The sequence below is a fragment of the Alcanivorax sp. IL3 genome, from assembly GCF_047495465.1.
GTDB classification, from domain to species: domain Bacteria; phylum Pseudomonadota; class Gammaproteobacteria; order Pseudomonadales; family Alcanivoracaceae; genus Alcanivorax; species Alcanivorax jadensis.
Genome location: NZ_CP179931.1, coordinates 827684 through 840684, shown reverse-complemented (window position 1 = coordinate 840684; position 13001 = coordinate 827684). Strand labels below are relative to the sequence as shown.

At 58.6% G+C, this 13001-nt stretch carries 14 protein-coding genes; 4 read left to right on the top strand and 10 right to left on the bottom strand.

Annotated features, from left to right (window positions below):
* Position 1 precedes the first annotated feature (1 nt).
* The 4 genes from gspC to ACMG4M_RS03965 all read right to left on the bottom strand — a co-directional run bounded on the left by gspC (position 2) and on the right by ACMG4M_RS03965 (position 3742).
* On the bottom strand, positions 2–862 hold the full coding sequence (gene gspC / locus ACMG4M_RS03980; protein ID WP_035249975.1) for a type II secretion system protein GspC: 861 nt from the start codon (positions 860–862) through the stop codon (positions 2–4).
* A 139-nt stretch (positions 863–1001) separates the two neighbouring features.
* Positions 1002–1730 carry a type II secretion system protein N gene (gspN, locus tag ACMG4M_RS03975; RefSeq protein ID WP_272974726.1) on the bottom strand — a complete coding sequence of 243 codons (729 nt, stop codon included), beginning with the start codon at positions 1728–1730 and terminating at the stop codon, positions 1002–1004.
* 8 nt (positions 1731–1738) lie between these two features.
* Positions 1739–2269: a single-stranded DNA-binding protein gene (gene ssb, locus ACMG4M_RS03970; RefSeq protein ID WP_035249972.1), complete on the bottom strand. Its 531-nt coding sequence runs from the start codon at positions 2267–2269 to the stop codon at positions 1739–1741.
* Positions 2270–2374: 105 nt separating this feature from the next.
* Positions 2375–3742 carry an MFS transporter gene (locus tag ACMG4M_RS03965; protein ID WP_035249970.1) on the bottom strand — a complete coding sequence of 456 codons (1368 nt, stop codon included), beginning with the start codon at positions 3740–3742 and terminating at the stop codon, positions 2375–2377.
* A 239-nt stretch (positions 3743–3981) separates the two neighbouring features.
* On the opposite strand from ACMG4M_RS03965, the gene ACMG4M_RS03960 reads away from it, so the two are divergent.
* From ACMG4M_RS03960 to ACMG4M_RS03945, 4 genes are all read left to right on the top strand, one after another.
* A complete protein-coding gene (locus ACMG4M_RS03960; protein WP_035249967.1) occupies positions 3982–4632 on the top strand; it encodes a response regulator transcription factor in 651 nt (216 codons plus the stop codon).
* 142 nt (positions 4633–4774) lie between these two features.
* Positions 4775–7597, top strand: a complete 2823-nt coding sequence (gene uvrA, locus ACMG4M_RS03955) for an excinuclease ABC subunit UvrA (protein ID WP_414430750.1) — start codon at positions 4775–4777, stop codon at positions 7595–7597.
* A gap of 136 nt (positions 7598–7733) precedes the next feature.
* Positions 7734–8993 carry a glycerophosphodiester phosphodiesterase family protein gene (locus tag ACMG4M_RS03950; RefSeq protein WP_414430749.1) on the top strand — a complete coding sequence of 420 codons (1260 nt, stop codon included), beginning with the start codon at positions 7734–7736 and terminating at the stop codon, positions 8991–8993.
* Positions 8994–9156: 163 nt separating this feature from the next.
* Positions 9157–9537: a hypothetical protein gene (locus tag ACMG4M_RS03945; protein WP_414430748.1), complete on the top strand. Its 381-nt coding sequence runs from the start codon at positions 9157–9159 to the stop codon at positions 9535–9537.
* A 21-nt stretch (positions 9538–9558) separates the two neighbouring features.
* Here the strand turns inward: ACMG4M_RS03945 and ACMG4M_RS03940 are convergent, their stop codons facing one another.
* The 6 genes from ACMG4M_RS03940 to rpsM all read right to left on the bottom strand — a co-directional run bounded on the left by ACMG4M_RS03940 (position 9559) and on the right by rpsM (position 12910).
* Positions 9559–9894 (bottom strand): DOPA 4,5-dioxygenase family protein, encoded by a 336-nt coding sequence (locus tag ACMG4M_RS03940; RefSeq protein ID WP_035249958.1) that lies wholly within the window; start codon positions 9892–9894, stop codon positions 9559–9561.
* Positions 9895–10009: 115 nt separating this feature from the next.
* On the bottom strand, positions 10010–10393 hold the full coding sequence (gene rplQ, locus ACMG4M_RS03935) for a 50S ribosomal protein L17 (protein ID WP_035249956.1): 384 nt from the start codon (positions 10391–10393) through the stop codon (positions 10010–10012).
* 49 nt (positions 10394–10442) lie between these two features.
* On the bottom strand, positions 10443–11450 hold the full coding sequence (locus tag ACMG4M_RS03930) for a DNA-directed RNA polymerase subunit alpha (protein WP_035249954.1): 1008 nt from the start codon (positions 11448–11450) through the stop codon (positions 10443–10445).
* Positions 11451–11470: 20 nt separating this feature from the next.
* Entirely contained in the window at positions 11471–12103 is a 633-nt protein-coding gene (gene rpsD / locus ACMG4M_RS03925; protein WP_035249952.1) for a 30S ribosomal protein S4, read from the bottom strand.
* 16 nt (positions 12104–12119) lie between these two features.
* Positions 12120–12518, bottom strand: a complete 399-nt coding sequence (gene rpsK, locus ACMG4M_RS03920) for a 30S ribosomal protein S11 (protein WP_011587706.1) — start codon at positions 12516–12518, stop codon at positions 12120–12122.
* A gap of 35 nt (positions 12519–12553) precedes the next feature.
* Positions 12554–12910 carry a 30S ribosomal protein S13 gene (rpsM, locus tag ACMG4M_RS03915; protein ID WP_035249949.1) on the bottom strand — a complete coding sequence of 119 codons (357 nt, stop codon included), beginning with the start codon at positions 12908–12910 and terminating at the stop codon, positions 12554–12556.
* Between the last annotated feature and the right edge of the window lie 91 nt (positions 12911–13001).

Sequence of the window (13001 nt, the reverse complement as noted above, 5' to 3'; positions counted from 1 at the left end):
ACTATGGCGGATAATTCACGGTGAATTGCTGATTACCCCGCTGTACCACAATACTGGCCTGCCGGGTTTCCTGGAATGAGCGCAACGCAGCCATATCACCTTCCTCCGTCCCCAGCGAATGGCCGTTGACCGAGAGGATGACATCACTGCTTTGCAAGCCGACCTGACTGATCAACTGCTTGGGGGCCCGCTTGCCCAACTGATAGCCCTGGTTATCCCCCTGAGCCACCGGCTGCAACCCCAACTGACCAATAATGGCCTTGCGTTGACGCTGCATGTCTTCCTCGCTACCTTCCGCAATCTGCGATTGCTGGGGCTCACGTTCCACCGCTGGCTGCCGGGACACCTGACTGACCCCGCCCAGGGAGCTGTCCGACCAGCGCAGGGTTTCCAGGCGTCCAGCCCGGCGCAGGATCACCCGGTCCGGGTACACCTCTTCCAGGCTGGCATTACCGGGGATACTGTCGCCGATACGGTACAACTCACCTTCCTTGCCCTTTTCGGCAATGATGGCGGACGCTTTTTCGGTATCAGCGGTCTGGAACACGCCAAGTAGTTCCAGACGCAGGCGGGTTTCCGGAGCGTCAGTGGGCTTGTCAGACTGGGGGGCTACCTGCTCGAAGCTTCCGAACAATTGCCAGCTGTCCACCTGGGATTGGCTCAGGCTCACAGTCTGCCCGGCGGAAGCGACCTGCAGGCGGGTCTTGCTGTTGGAGGGGATCGGCTCGTTGGGTCCGTACCACAACAGCCAGAAGGTCTGGGCCAGCACAAAGGCCAAAGCAATCACCAGCAAAACGGCAACTAACCAGCGCACCGGCTTGCTCCACTGCTGATACTGACCCCACGCTGCCCACTGCGACATAACTGTCCGCTCTTCCTTTATCGTTATTGCCGGACTGAAGATACCGGATTTTAAGGCAAATTATTGCAATATAGTGTTACCGGAACAGTTATTTCATGTTCTCGGCCCAGCCAGCCAGGCAAACCTGTACCGACTGTCGCTACCCCCGCGTCAGCGAGAATGGCTGGGACATCTGGAATACCACATCATCCGGGCTGCCACCCTGGCTGACGCCCAGCAACAAAGGCCAGGCGCGCATGACTTCCAGATGGAAACGACCGTCGCTGATTCGCGCCTGAAGCAGGCGCTCCCCCTCAGGATCAGCCAGCCGCAGTGTGGGCACCGGACCTTCCATGCTCAAACGGCCTTGTAATTCCGGCACCAAGGCTGAGCCATTGTTCCCCCAGGTCACCCGGCCACCACTGTAATCCAGGGTGCCCTGTAGTTGCTGGATAGTATCATCGGCAATTTGCAGCGCCATCAGCACCGCATCGACGCGGCCATCGGCACCGCCCTGGGGGACATGTTCCGCCACCAACGCCACCGGCAGGGACAAGCGCGCCTGCTCAACCTGCCAGTCACCCCAGTCTGCGCCGACCCAGCCAGACAGGTTTGCCTGCTGGCCCTGATCACTGCGCAAGGCCAGTTGCGCGCCAGGCACCAGGCCATGCCAGTCCAGGGTCCAGTCCAGCGAGCCCTGCAGTTGCTTCCAGCGCCAGCGTGCCTGCCCCTGCCACCAACGGCCACGAGGTTCGGACAGAGTGAGCGCAGCGCCGCCCAGCCGCACGGCGGGCACTCGCTCCACCACCACGGCAGCGGGCATGCTGACAATCAAAAAGACCAGCAGACTGGCAATAAAGACCAGTGCCAGCGTCAAAGTACGAGGCATGGCGGTTCTCAGAACGGGATATCGTCGTCAAAATCATCTGCCGGGCCACTGAAGCCGCCCTGATTTTGATTCTGACCGGGGTTCTGGTTCTGATTCTGCTGCGGCGCGGCACTGCCGCCACCGTAATTCTCGTTCTGGTTCTGGTAACCACCCTGGTTACCCTGAGGCGCATAGCCGCCACCCTGGCCACCGCCGCCGTCACCACGGCCATCCAGCATCTGCATTTCGTTGGCCACGATTTCGGTAGTGTAGCGATCCTGACCATCCTGCCCCTGCCACTTGCGGGTACGAATGGAGCCTTCGATATAGACCTTGGAGCCCTTCTTCAGGTACTCACCGGCAATTTCACCCAGCTTGTTGAAAAATACCACCCGGTGCCATTCAGTGCGTTCCTGCATCTGCCCGCTCTGCTTGTCCTTCCAGGTTTCACTGGTAGCCAGACGAACATTGGTGACCGCGCCACCGCTGGGCATGAAACGGGTTTCCGGGTCTGCCCCCAGGTTACCAATCAGAATTACCTTGTTAACGCCGCGCGCCATGTTTCTCTCCGTGACTCTCTAGGTCAGTACTGTTGTAGCCGGCAATGCCCTGTCAGGTAAATCACCGGTTTCTCAAATGCATGTCAGATCAAGCCAAACATTGTGTCAGCTTTGCCCGGCTCCGGCGAGTCCCGCAAGCCGGGCCTCATCCAGTTCCCCGGCATCGACCTTGAGCAGAGCCAGGGCCTGCTCCTCGACGATGACGGTTTCCACCACACCGGGCACCGTCTGCAGCTCACGGGCCAGTTTCTGCCAGTCTTGGCCCGGGGCCAGCATCAGCACCCGGTTATCGAGTTTCGGCAGCTCCCGCAGCCCCGTCAGCACCACCAGCCAAATCGCCGCCAGCACCGCACAACCGTAGAACACCGCCTCGGCGCCCACCCACTGGTACAACGCCCCACCCAGCTGCCCGCCGACAAAGACACCCAGGAACTGGCTGGTGGAGTATACCCCCATGGCCGTGCCCCGAGTCCCCGCCGGCGCCGCCCGGCCCACCAGCGAAGGCAGCAGGGCTTCAAGCAGGTTGAACGCCGCAAAAAACACCAGCAGCGCCAGCACAAAGTGCCACAGCTCGGCACCGGCCAGGGCCAACAGGATCTGTGACACCGCCAGCAATACCACAGCCAATCGCTTCACCGGCACCGCACCACGCCGTTCGGCGCGGATAATCAGCGGCACCATGGCCACAAACCCGGCCACCAGCACGCCCAGGTAGATCAGGCTGTGGCTGCGCAGCCCCAGCCCGAGCCGTTCGCTGAGCAGGGCCGGCACCACCACAAAAGAAGCGGTCATGATCAGGTGCAGGGTAAAAATGCCCAGGTCGAATCGCAGCAATGTTTTATTGGCGAGCACCCGACGGAAGCGCACGCCCACGGGCAAGGCCTCCCCCTGCAATGCCCTGGGAGCCGGTACCACCAGGGCCACCAGCAAGGCAAAGACGCCCATCACCGAGGTCATCCAGAACAGGCCGGACAGGCCCAGCCAGCTGGCCAGTAACGGGCCGAGAATCAGGGCCAGCACAAAGGAACCACCCACGGACATGCCGATCAGCGCCATGGCCCGGGTGCGATGCTTTTCACTGACCACATCACCGATCAGCGCCATGATCACACTGGCAATGGCGCCGGAGCCCTGCAGGGCACGCCCGGCAATGACACCATGGATATGGTCACTCATGGCCGCCACCACACCCCCCGCCACAAACAGCAGCAGGCCGATCAGCAACAACGGTCGCCGGCCGAAACGGTCGGAAAGCATGCCAAATGGAATCTGCAGCAGGGCCTGCATCAGCCCGTAGGCGCCGATGGCGGTACCGATCAGCAGCGGTGTCGCGCCTTCCAGCGATTGCCCGTAGACGGCGAAAATCGGCAGAATCATGAACAGGCCGAACATCCGCAGCGCAAAGATGGTCGCCAGATAGCCGGTGGTTTTCAGCTCTGTCCGCTGTAGGACACGGGAGGAAGATGCCGACATGAACGCTTGTTGCTCCAAAACGGGTGGCCGAAAGTCACGGCCGCTACAAAAAGGCGGGCAGTGTATCAGATTCCCCACGGGGCCGGACCAGGACACAGTGCCCCACTTTGAGGCCCGGGAATCGTGAAATCAGTAAAACCGGGCAATGGTAAATTGAACCCCGGTCAAAGCGGTGATAAATTCACATGCTGATCAGTTTTTTTTCTTAGGCTCCGCCTGAGACATCATGGACGGCATCGATGAACAGCCCACAACAAACTAAGCAAGTTTACGTAGTAGGCAGCCAGCAACTGCAAAACGCCCTGCTCACCGAATTTCTCGTCAAGGAAGAAGTGGCTACCAAGAGCATTCCCTCAGTTGAGACCATCTCAGTGGAGACCCTGCGGGAATTTGACCAGAACCTGTTTCTGGTGGATTACCACAGTGTGGATGTGAATGAGGTCATCGCCCATCTCCTGGAAGCAGATCAGGAAGTGGACAACGACGTTCTGATCGCCCTGTTCAATGTGGACAGCGACGACTCCCTGTCCCGACTGGCTGGCCTGCCCATGGTCAACGGCGGCTTCCAGCATGACTGCCCCCAGGCACTGCTGAGCAAAGGCATCAAGGCCATTTTCGACGGCGAGTTGTGGTTCCCCCGCGCCGTGTTGCAGGCTTATCTGATGAAAAGCCGCACCTTCAACAAGACCTTCTCCCGCAGCGAGGTGAACCTCACCGACCGGGAAGTGGAAGTGCTGAAAGTGATGGCCACCGGCGCCAAGAACTCGGAAATCGCCACCAGCCTGAATCTGAGCCCGCACACCATCAAGACGCATATCTATAACATCTTCAAGAAAATCAATGCGTCCAATCGCCTGCAAGCGGTGAACTGGGCACAGGAAAACCTCTAGCAACGTTTCATACAACACGCACCTTGCTGCACGCCTTGCGGGCAGCAAGGTGCGTGTTGCGGTCAGCGACCACATTCTTTTGCCCTTCACACGAATTCGCCTATACTGCCCTGTTCATTTTGACAGTAGTCAGGGGTAGTTGATGGATACCATACTGGTTCGCGGTGCACGGACTCATAACCTGAAGAACGTGGACCTGGATATTCCCCGGGACAAGCTGGTGGTGATCACCGGTCTGTCCGGTTCAGGGAAATCCTCACTGGCCTTTGACACGCTCTACGCAGAAGGCCAGCGCCGCTATGTGGAATCCCTCTCCACCTATGCCCGCCAGTTCCTGTCGATGATGGAAAAACCCGATGTGGACCACATCGAAGGGCTCAGCCCGGCTATCTCCATCGAGCAGAAATCCACCAGTCATAACCCGCGATCCACCGTCGGTACCATCACCGAAATCTACGACTATCTGCGCCTGCTGTTCGCCCGGGTGGGCGAGCCCCGCTGCCCGGAGCATGAAGCCCCGCTGGCCGCCCAGACCATCAGCCAGATGGTGGATCAGGTGCTGGCCATGGAAGACGGCAGCAAACTGATGCTGCTGGCGCCAGTGATCCGCGAAAAGAAAGGCGAACATCTCCACCTGTTCGAGGAGCTGCGTGCCCAGGGCTTTATCCGTGCACGCATCGACGGGCGTATCTACGACATGGATGACACCCCGGATCTGGACAAGAATAAGAAACACACCATTGAAGTGGTGGTGGATCGCTTCAAGGTCCGTGACGACCTGCAGAACCGGCTGGCGGAATCCTTCGAAACCGCTCTTAATCTGGCCGATGACATCGCCATCATTGCCCCCATGGACGGCGACGGCGAGGAAGTGACCTTCTCCGCCAAGTTTGCCTGCCCGCACTGCGGCTATTCGATTCCCGAACTGGAACCGCGACTGTTCTCCTTCAACAACCCGGCCGGCGCCTGCCCCAGCTGTGATGGTTTGGGCATGAAGCAGTTTTTCGACGAGGACAAGGTGATCAATTCCGACGAGCTGTCCCTGTCGGAAGGTGCCATCCGCGGCTGGGACCGCCGCAACGTCTACTACTTCCAGATGCTTAACTCCCTGTCACAAAGCCTCGGCTTCGATATGGACGTGGCACTCAAGGAACTGCCCAAGGACATCCGCAAGAAAGTCCTTCACGGCACCGGCAAGGAAAGCATCGAATTCCGTTACCTCAACGACCGCGGCGACATCATCAAGCGCAACCATCCGTTCGAGGGCATCATCCCCAATATGGAGCGGCGCTACCGGGAAACCGAATCCGATGCGGTGCGCGAAGACCTGCTCGGCTACATGTCCACCTCCAGCTGCCCCAGCTGTAATGGTTCGCGACTGCGCGAGGCGGCCCGTCATGTGTTCATCGAAGAAACCACCCTGCCGGAAGTGGTACGACTGGCGGTGGGCAAGGCCCACGGCTATTTCAGCGACCTGAACCTGCCCGGCAGCAAGGGCGAAATCGCCGACAAGATTCTCAAGGAAATCCGCGACCGCCTGCAGTTTCTGGTCAACGTGGGGCTGGGATACCTGACCCTGGAGCGCAGCGCGGAAACCCTGTCCGGCGGCGAGGCCCAGCGTATTCGTCTGGCCAGTCAGATTGGTGCCGGCCTGGTGGGCGTCATGTACGTGCTGGACGAACCCTCCATTGGTCTGCACCAGCGCGACAACGAGCGCCTCCTCAGCACTCTCACTCGCCTGCGTGACCTGGGTAATACCGTGCTGGTGGTGGAGCATGACGAGGAAGCCATCCGCCTGGCCGACCACGTGATTGATATTGGCCCCGGTGCCGGCGTCCATGGTGGCCGGGTCGTCGCCCAGGGCAGCGCCCAGGACGTATCCGACAACCCGGACTCTCTCACCGGCGACTACTTGTCCGGGCGCAAACAGATCGCCATCCCCTCGCAACGGCGACAGAATCAGGACGACAAATGGCTGACCCTGCACGGCGCCACCGGCAACAACCTCAAGGGCCACCCGTTGAATATCCCGGTGGGGCTGTTCACCTGCGTCACCGGTGTCTCCGGCTCCGGCAAGTCCACCCTGATCAACAGCACCCTGTACCCGCTGGCGGCCACCAAACTGAACAAGGCCACCACGCTGACTCCCGCCGTCCATGAGTCCATTGAGGGGCTGGAGCACTTCGACAAGGTGGTGGATATCGACCAGAGCCCCATTGGTCGTACCCCCCGCTCAAACCCGGCTACCTACACCGGCATCTTCACCCCGGTGCGCGAATTGTTCGCCGGCACCCAGGAAGCCCGCGCCCGCGGCTATAAACCAGGCCGCTTCAGCTTCAACGTGAAAGGCGGTCGCTGTGAAGCCTGTCAGGGCGACGGCGTGATCAAGGTGGAAATGCACTTCCTGCCGGATATTTATGTGCCCTGCGAAGTCTGCGAAGGCAAACGCTACAACCGGGAGACCCTGGAGATCACCTATAAGGGCAAGAACATCTTCGAGGTACTGGATCTGACCATCGAAGATGCCCGGGAATTCTTTGATGCAGTGCCTTCACTGGCTCGTAAACTGCAGACCCTGATGGATGTGGGTCTGAGTTACGTGAAACTGGGCCAGGCCGCCACCACCCTGTCCGGCGGCGAAGCCCAACGGGTGAAACTGGCCAAAGAGCTGTCCCGCCGGGATACCGGCAACACCCTCTACATCCTCGACGAACCCACCACCGGGCTGCATTTCCACGATATCCAGCTGCTGCTGGACGTACTCAACCGACTGGCGGACCACGGCAACTCGGTCGTGGTGATCGAGCACAATCTCGATGTGATCAAAACTGCCGACTGGATCGTGGACCTGGGACCGGAAGGTGGCGACGGCGGCGGCGAGATCATTGCCGAGGGCACGCCGGAGGAAGTGGCCAAGGTAAAAGGCAGTCACACGGGGCACTTCCTGAAAAACATGCTGGCCTAGCAACACCGTGAACGGCAACACACTTCCCGGCACTGTCACACAGCCGACCTGTGTTACCCACTTGACCGTCACACTGCGCGGACACACTCAGCCTCATCACTCACTGTGGAGGCTGACCATAAAACGGATCTGGGCATTGAAGGGACTCATCGCCACTGTTGCCATCTGCTCGGCAACAGTGGCTTGCGCCAACCACGACCCCAAAGGCAAAAGTAAAAGCAGTGTTGAGTTGGGGCCACGCCCCTATTACCTACTTGCCGACATGGACGAAGGGCCACTCAAGCAAGCCCTGCAGGACTGCGCCAACCAGCCACGGCCGCAACAGGCCAGCGACTTCTCCATTGGTCATCGCGGCGCCCCGCTGCAATTTCCCGAGCATACCGAAGAATCTTACCGGGCAGCTGCACGCATGGGCGCCGGCATCGTGGAATGCGATGCAACCTTCACCAAGGATCGCGAGCTGGTCTGTCGCCATTCCCAGTGCGACCTGCACACCACCACCAACATTCTCGACACCGATCTGGCCGGCCAGTGCAGCGAGCCCTTTACCCCCTTTGATGGCAGCAACCCGGCCAGCGCCCGCTGCTGTACCAGCGATATCACCCTGGCCCAGTTCAAGACGCTCAAGGGCAAGATGGATGGCAGCAACCCCCGCGCCACTACCGTGGAGGAATACCTGAAGGGCACGGCTGGCTGGCGCACGGATCTCTACAGCCAAAGTGGCACCCTGCTAAGTCACCGGGAGAGCATCGCGCTGTTTCAGCAACTCGGGGTAAAGATGACGCCCGAACTGAAAGCGCCACAAGTATCCATGCCCTATGAAGGGGACTACCGCCAGCAAGACTATGCCAACCAACTGATTGAGGAATATCGACAAGCCGGCGTACCACCGCAAGATGTTTTCCCCCAATCCTTCAACCTGAAAGACGTGCGCTACTGGATCGGCCACCACCCGCGCTATGGCCAACAGGCCGTATATCTGGATGGTCGCGATAGCCAAGGCCTGGATCCACAGAACCCCGGCACCTGGCAACCCGATATGGACACCCTGGCCGGTTATGGCGTAAACATTATCGCTCCGCCCCTGTGGATGCTGGTCACCGTCGATGGGAGCAACCGCATTGTGCCCAGCGCCTACGCCCGGGCCGCCCGCGCTGCCGACCTGGATATCATCGCCTGGTCCCTGGAGCGTTCCGGCCCATTGGTCAACGGTGGCGGCTGGTACTACCAGAGCATTCAACCTGCCATCAATAATGACGGCGACACCTTCACACTGCTGGATGTGCTGGCACGGGACGTGGGTGTTATCGGCGTCTTTTCCGATTGGCCGGCCACCATCTCCTTCTACGCGAGCTGCCAGAAATTTCTGCATGGCAAGCGTCCCGCACTACCTTAGCGCACGTGCACCACAACAGCAGCGCCCTGTTCCACAGCGGGGCGCTGGCACCCATAAACCGGGTCATGACAATGGCACGCTTTCTGCTTTGATAGATCTGGGCTGAGGCCTTGTTTCAGCCAACGTCAGCTTCCCAGGGCAACCATTCAGAGGAGTACATGAAATGGACGCCACCACCGACCATCGCTGGTTGATGCAGTACAACATCGTCAACCTGGTTAATCAGTGTCGACGTTTGATTCGGGCTGAATTTGACGAAAGCCTTTCGCTAACCGACCCGGCACTGCGCCAGAAACTGGCCCATTATGCTGGCCACACGCGTTCTCAGGGTATGCAACGGCTGTACGGAGAGATTCGCCTGGCGCTGCTGGAGCTGGAAGGCGAAGACCCGCCATTGGCTCCACCGGCCAAAGGATCAGTTCGCCTCTATCGGGGCCAACCGGTGGAAAGCCGCAACACTCAAAACGAAAAGGATGAGAGCCGCTCGGTGCAGCGCCAGCGAAAGGGCTTGATGTACCGGGGGCACAAAGTAGCGCAGGGTTAGTTAGCGGGTTGAGTCAGGCAATCAGGCAGAAAACTGGAAGATACTCAGATCCAGCGGCAGGCTTTCACCGAGCCACATCACTAACTCAGTGTGATCACGTAGATCATCACCGCTAAGCCCATGCACAAAAACGGTCAGCCCGTTACGGCTGGCCATCAACCAAGGGATCACATCACCGGCCAGGCGCCGCGGAATGGACAGCTGGCAGCTCCAGCACGGGTGTGGGCCCACCGGCTTGCGGTGCATGTGCCCCATGGGAATATCGAAATGCTGGTGGGCGGCCTGGCACAGCGCTGCCGCCTGGGAAAACGTGGATTCATCGAAATAGACGTGTGCATGAAAGCCGTTGATTGCCATATGCCCTGCCCCTGAGATCTGCTCCGCCTCTCCTGACAGCATAGTACAAGTGCGCCGGCTTACGACAGACATAAAAAAACCGGGCAAGATGCCCGGTTTTTTTAAGCTTAGACGCTTACTCTTCGTCAGCGTCCGCCAGCTCAGGACGGTCAACCAGCTCAACATAGGCCATCGGTGCATTGTCACCGGCACGGAAACCCATCTTGAGGATACGGATGTAACCGCCAGGACGGCTCTGGTAACGCGGACCCAGGTCATTGAACAGCTTGCCGACCACTTCCTTGGAGCGGGTACGGTCGAAAGCCAGACGACGGTTCGCTACCGAGTCTTCCTTCGCAAGAGTGATCAGCGGCTCAGCCACACGACGCAGCTCTTTAGCTTTCGGCAGAGTGGTCTTGATCACTTCGTGCTCCAGCAGAGACACAGCCATGTTACGGAACATAGCCTGACGATGAGAGCTGTTCCGATTCAGTTTTCTGCCGCTTTTGCGATGACGCATGATTCTGTTCCTATGTTCAGGGGCGCTTCACAGCGTCCACAACAACTAATTAGCGCAATTTGGTGTTCAGCCGGTCATCATCACGGAGGCTGACCGGAGGCCAGTTCTCGAGACGCATGCCCAGTGACAAGCCCTTGGAGGCCAACACATCTTTGATCTCGGTCAGCGACTTCTTACCCAGGTTAGGGGTTTTCAGCAGCTCCACCTCGGTACGCTGTACCAGATCACCGATGTAGTAGATGTTTTCCGCTTTCAGACAGTTAGCGGAGCGAACAGTCAGCTCAAGATCATCCACCGGACGCAGCAGGATAGGATCAATTTCCTCACGCTCCTGCTTCGGCTCAGGCTTGGCATCCTGTTCCAGGTCTACAAACACCGCGATCTGCTGCTGCAGAATTGTTGCTGCACGACGAATCGCTTCTTCCGGATCGATGGTACCGTCTGTTTCCAGATCGATGACCAGTTTATCCAGGTCAGTACGCTGCTCTACACGAGCGGCTTCAACCACGTAAGCCACACGACGAACCGGGCTGTAGCTGGCATCCAGCTGCAGACGGCCAATACCGCGGGTTTCGTCATCATCTGACTGACGAGCATCAGCGGCCACATAACCGCGACCCTTCTGAACCTTCAGCTTCACACGCAATTCGGTGTCGCCAGTGATGGTGCAAATCAGATGATCCGGGTTGACGATCTCAACACTGTGATCACGCTGGATATCGCTCGCGGTAACAACACCCGGGCCCTTCTTGACCAGTTCGAGAGTTGCTTCTTCGCGATCTTCCATCTTCAGGGCAACGCCCTTCAGGTTCAGCATGATGTTGATTACATCTTCCTGAACCCCTTCGATGGAGGAGTATTCATGCTGTACCCCGTCGATCTCCACTTCGGTGATCGCACAGCCGGGCATACTGGAGATCAGGATGCGACGCAGCGCAGTCCCCAGGGTGTGGCCAAAGCCACGCTCCAGCGGTTCCAGAACCACCTTTGCATGGTTCTGATTGATCGCGTTGACCGCGATCGAGCGGGGCGTGAGAAAGTCGTTCACGGCGGTCATAGAGATCCCTCAGGCAGTCCTTACTTGGAGTACAGCTCGACGATCAGGTTTTCGTTGATCTCGGCAGGCAGGTCGATACGCTCAGGCTTCGCCTTGTAGGTACCTTCCAGCTTTTTCTCGTCAACTTCGAGCCAAGGCATAAAGCCACGCTGCTGAGCCAGCTCCATGGCGTTTTTCACGCGCAACTGAGCTTTGGACTTCTCGCGAACGGTGATGATGTCACCCGGCTTGACCTGGTAGGAAGCCACGTTGACAGACTGACCGTTGACCAGAATCGCACGATGACTTACCAACTGACGCGCTTCAGCGCGGGTAGAGCCGAAGCCCATGCGGTAAACCACGTTATCCAGACGACCTTCAAGCAGCTGCAGCAGGACTTCGCCAGTTGCACCCTTGGAGGAAGCCGCTTTCTTGTAGTAACTACGGAACTGCTTTTCCAGCACACCATAGGTACGACGAACTTTCTGCTTCTCGCGGAGCTGCACACCATAATCTGACAAACGAGCCGGACGACGACCGCTAGCGCCAGCTGCCTGACCGGGTGCCTGCTCGGCTTTACACTTGGATTCCAGAGGGCGGATACCGCTCTTCAGGAACAGATCGGTGCCTTCACGACGGGAAAGCTTGCACTTGGGACCGATGTATCTTGCCATCTTGCTTTAACTCCCGTTACACGCGACGCTTTTTGGGCGGACGACAGCCGTTATGCGGAATCGGCGTAACGTCCTCAATATGGGTAATCTTGTAGCCACAGCCATTCAGAGCACGAATGGAAGATTCGCGACCTGGGCCCGGGCCTTTTACCCGTACTTCCAAATTTTTGAGACCGTAGTCCTTGGCAGCATTGCCCGCGTTTTCAGCAGCCACCTGGGCAGCAAACGGGGTGCTCTTACGGGAACCACGGAAACCAGCGCCACCGGAGGTCGCCCAGGACAACGCATTGCCCTGACGATCAGTGATGGTGATGATGGTATTGTTGAAGGATGCGTGCACGTGGGCGATACCGTCTGCAACGGTACGCGTTACCTTCTTACGACGTGCGCCACTATCTTTCTTTGACTTAGCCATAATGCCTATCCAAATCCAGCCGCTGACGTTTCAGCTTATTTGCGAATCGGTTTACGCGGACCTTTACGAGTCCGAGCATTGGTCTTGGTACGCTGGCCACGCAGTGGCAAGCCGCGACGATGACGGATACCACGGTAGCAACCGAGGTCCATCAGACGCTTGATGTTCATTGTGATTTCCCGGCGCAGGTCACCTTCGGTAGACAACTTGGCTACTTCGCCACGAATGACGTCAAGTTGTTCACCGCTCAGATCACGAACTTTCGCGGTCTGATCAATACCGGCCGATGTGCAGATTTCTGCTGCACGGGTACGACCGATCCCGAAGATGTAGGTGAGAGAAATCACCGTGTGCTTATTTTCCGGGATGTTAACGCCTGCAATACGGGCCATCCGAATATCTCCGATTCACAAAACGGGTGGCGCCAGACTCTAGGGCGCCGAAAGGCGGCAGAGTCTAGCGCTACGCCGACTGAATTTCAAC

Coding starts and splice junctions, on each gene's coding strand:
- gspC (WP_035249975.1), bottom strand. CDS start 862: ATGTCGCAGTGGGCAGCGTGGGGTCAGTATCAGCAGTGGAGCAAGCCG.
- gspN (WP_272974726.1), bottom strand. CDS start 1,730: ATGCCTCGTACTTTGACGCTGGCACTGGTCTTTATTGCCAGTCTGCTG.
- ssb (WP_035249972.1), bottom strand. CDS start 2,269: ATGGCGCGCGGCGTTAACAAGGTAATTCTGATTGGTAACCTGGGGGCA.
- ACMG4M_RS03965 (WP_035249970.1), bottom strand. CDS start 3,742: ATGTCGGCATCTTCCTCCCGTGTCCTACAGCGGACAGAGCTGAAAACC.
- ACMG4M_RS03960 (WP_035249967.1), top strand. CDS start 3,982: ATGAACAGCCCACAACAAACTAAGCAAGTTTACGTAGTAGGCAGCCAG.
- uvrA (WP_414430750.1), top strand. CDS start 4,775: ATGGATACCATACTGGTTCGCGGTGCACGGACTCATAACCTGAAGAAC.
- ACMG4M_RS03945 (WP_414430748.1), top strand. CDS start 9,157: ATGGACGCCACCACCGACCATCGCTGGTTGATGCAGTACAACATCGTC.
- ACMG4M_RS03940 (WP_035249958.1), bottom strand. CDS start 9,894: ATGGCAATCAACGGCTTTCATGCACACGTCTATTTCGATGAATCCACG.
- rplQ (WP_035249956.1), bottom strand. CDS start 10,393: ATGCGTCATCGCAAAAGCGGCAGAAAACTGAATCGGAACAGCTCTCAT.
- ACMG4M_RS03930 (WP_035249954.1), bottom strand. CDS start 11,450: ATGACCGCCGTGAACGACTTTCTCACGCCCCGCTCGATCGCGGTCAAC.
- rpsD (WP_035249952.1), bottom strand. CDS start 12,103: ATGGCAAGATACATCGGTCCCAAGTGCAAGCTTTCCCGTCGTGAAGGC.
- rpsK (WP_011587706.1), bottom strand. CDS start 12,518: ATGGCTAAGTCAAAGAAAGATAGTGGCGCACGTCGTAAGAAGGTAACG.
- rpsM (WP_035249949.1), bottom strand. CDS start 12,910: ATGGCCCGTATTGCAGGCGTTAACATCCCGGAAAATAAGCACACGGTG.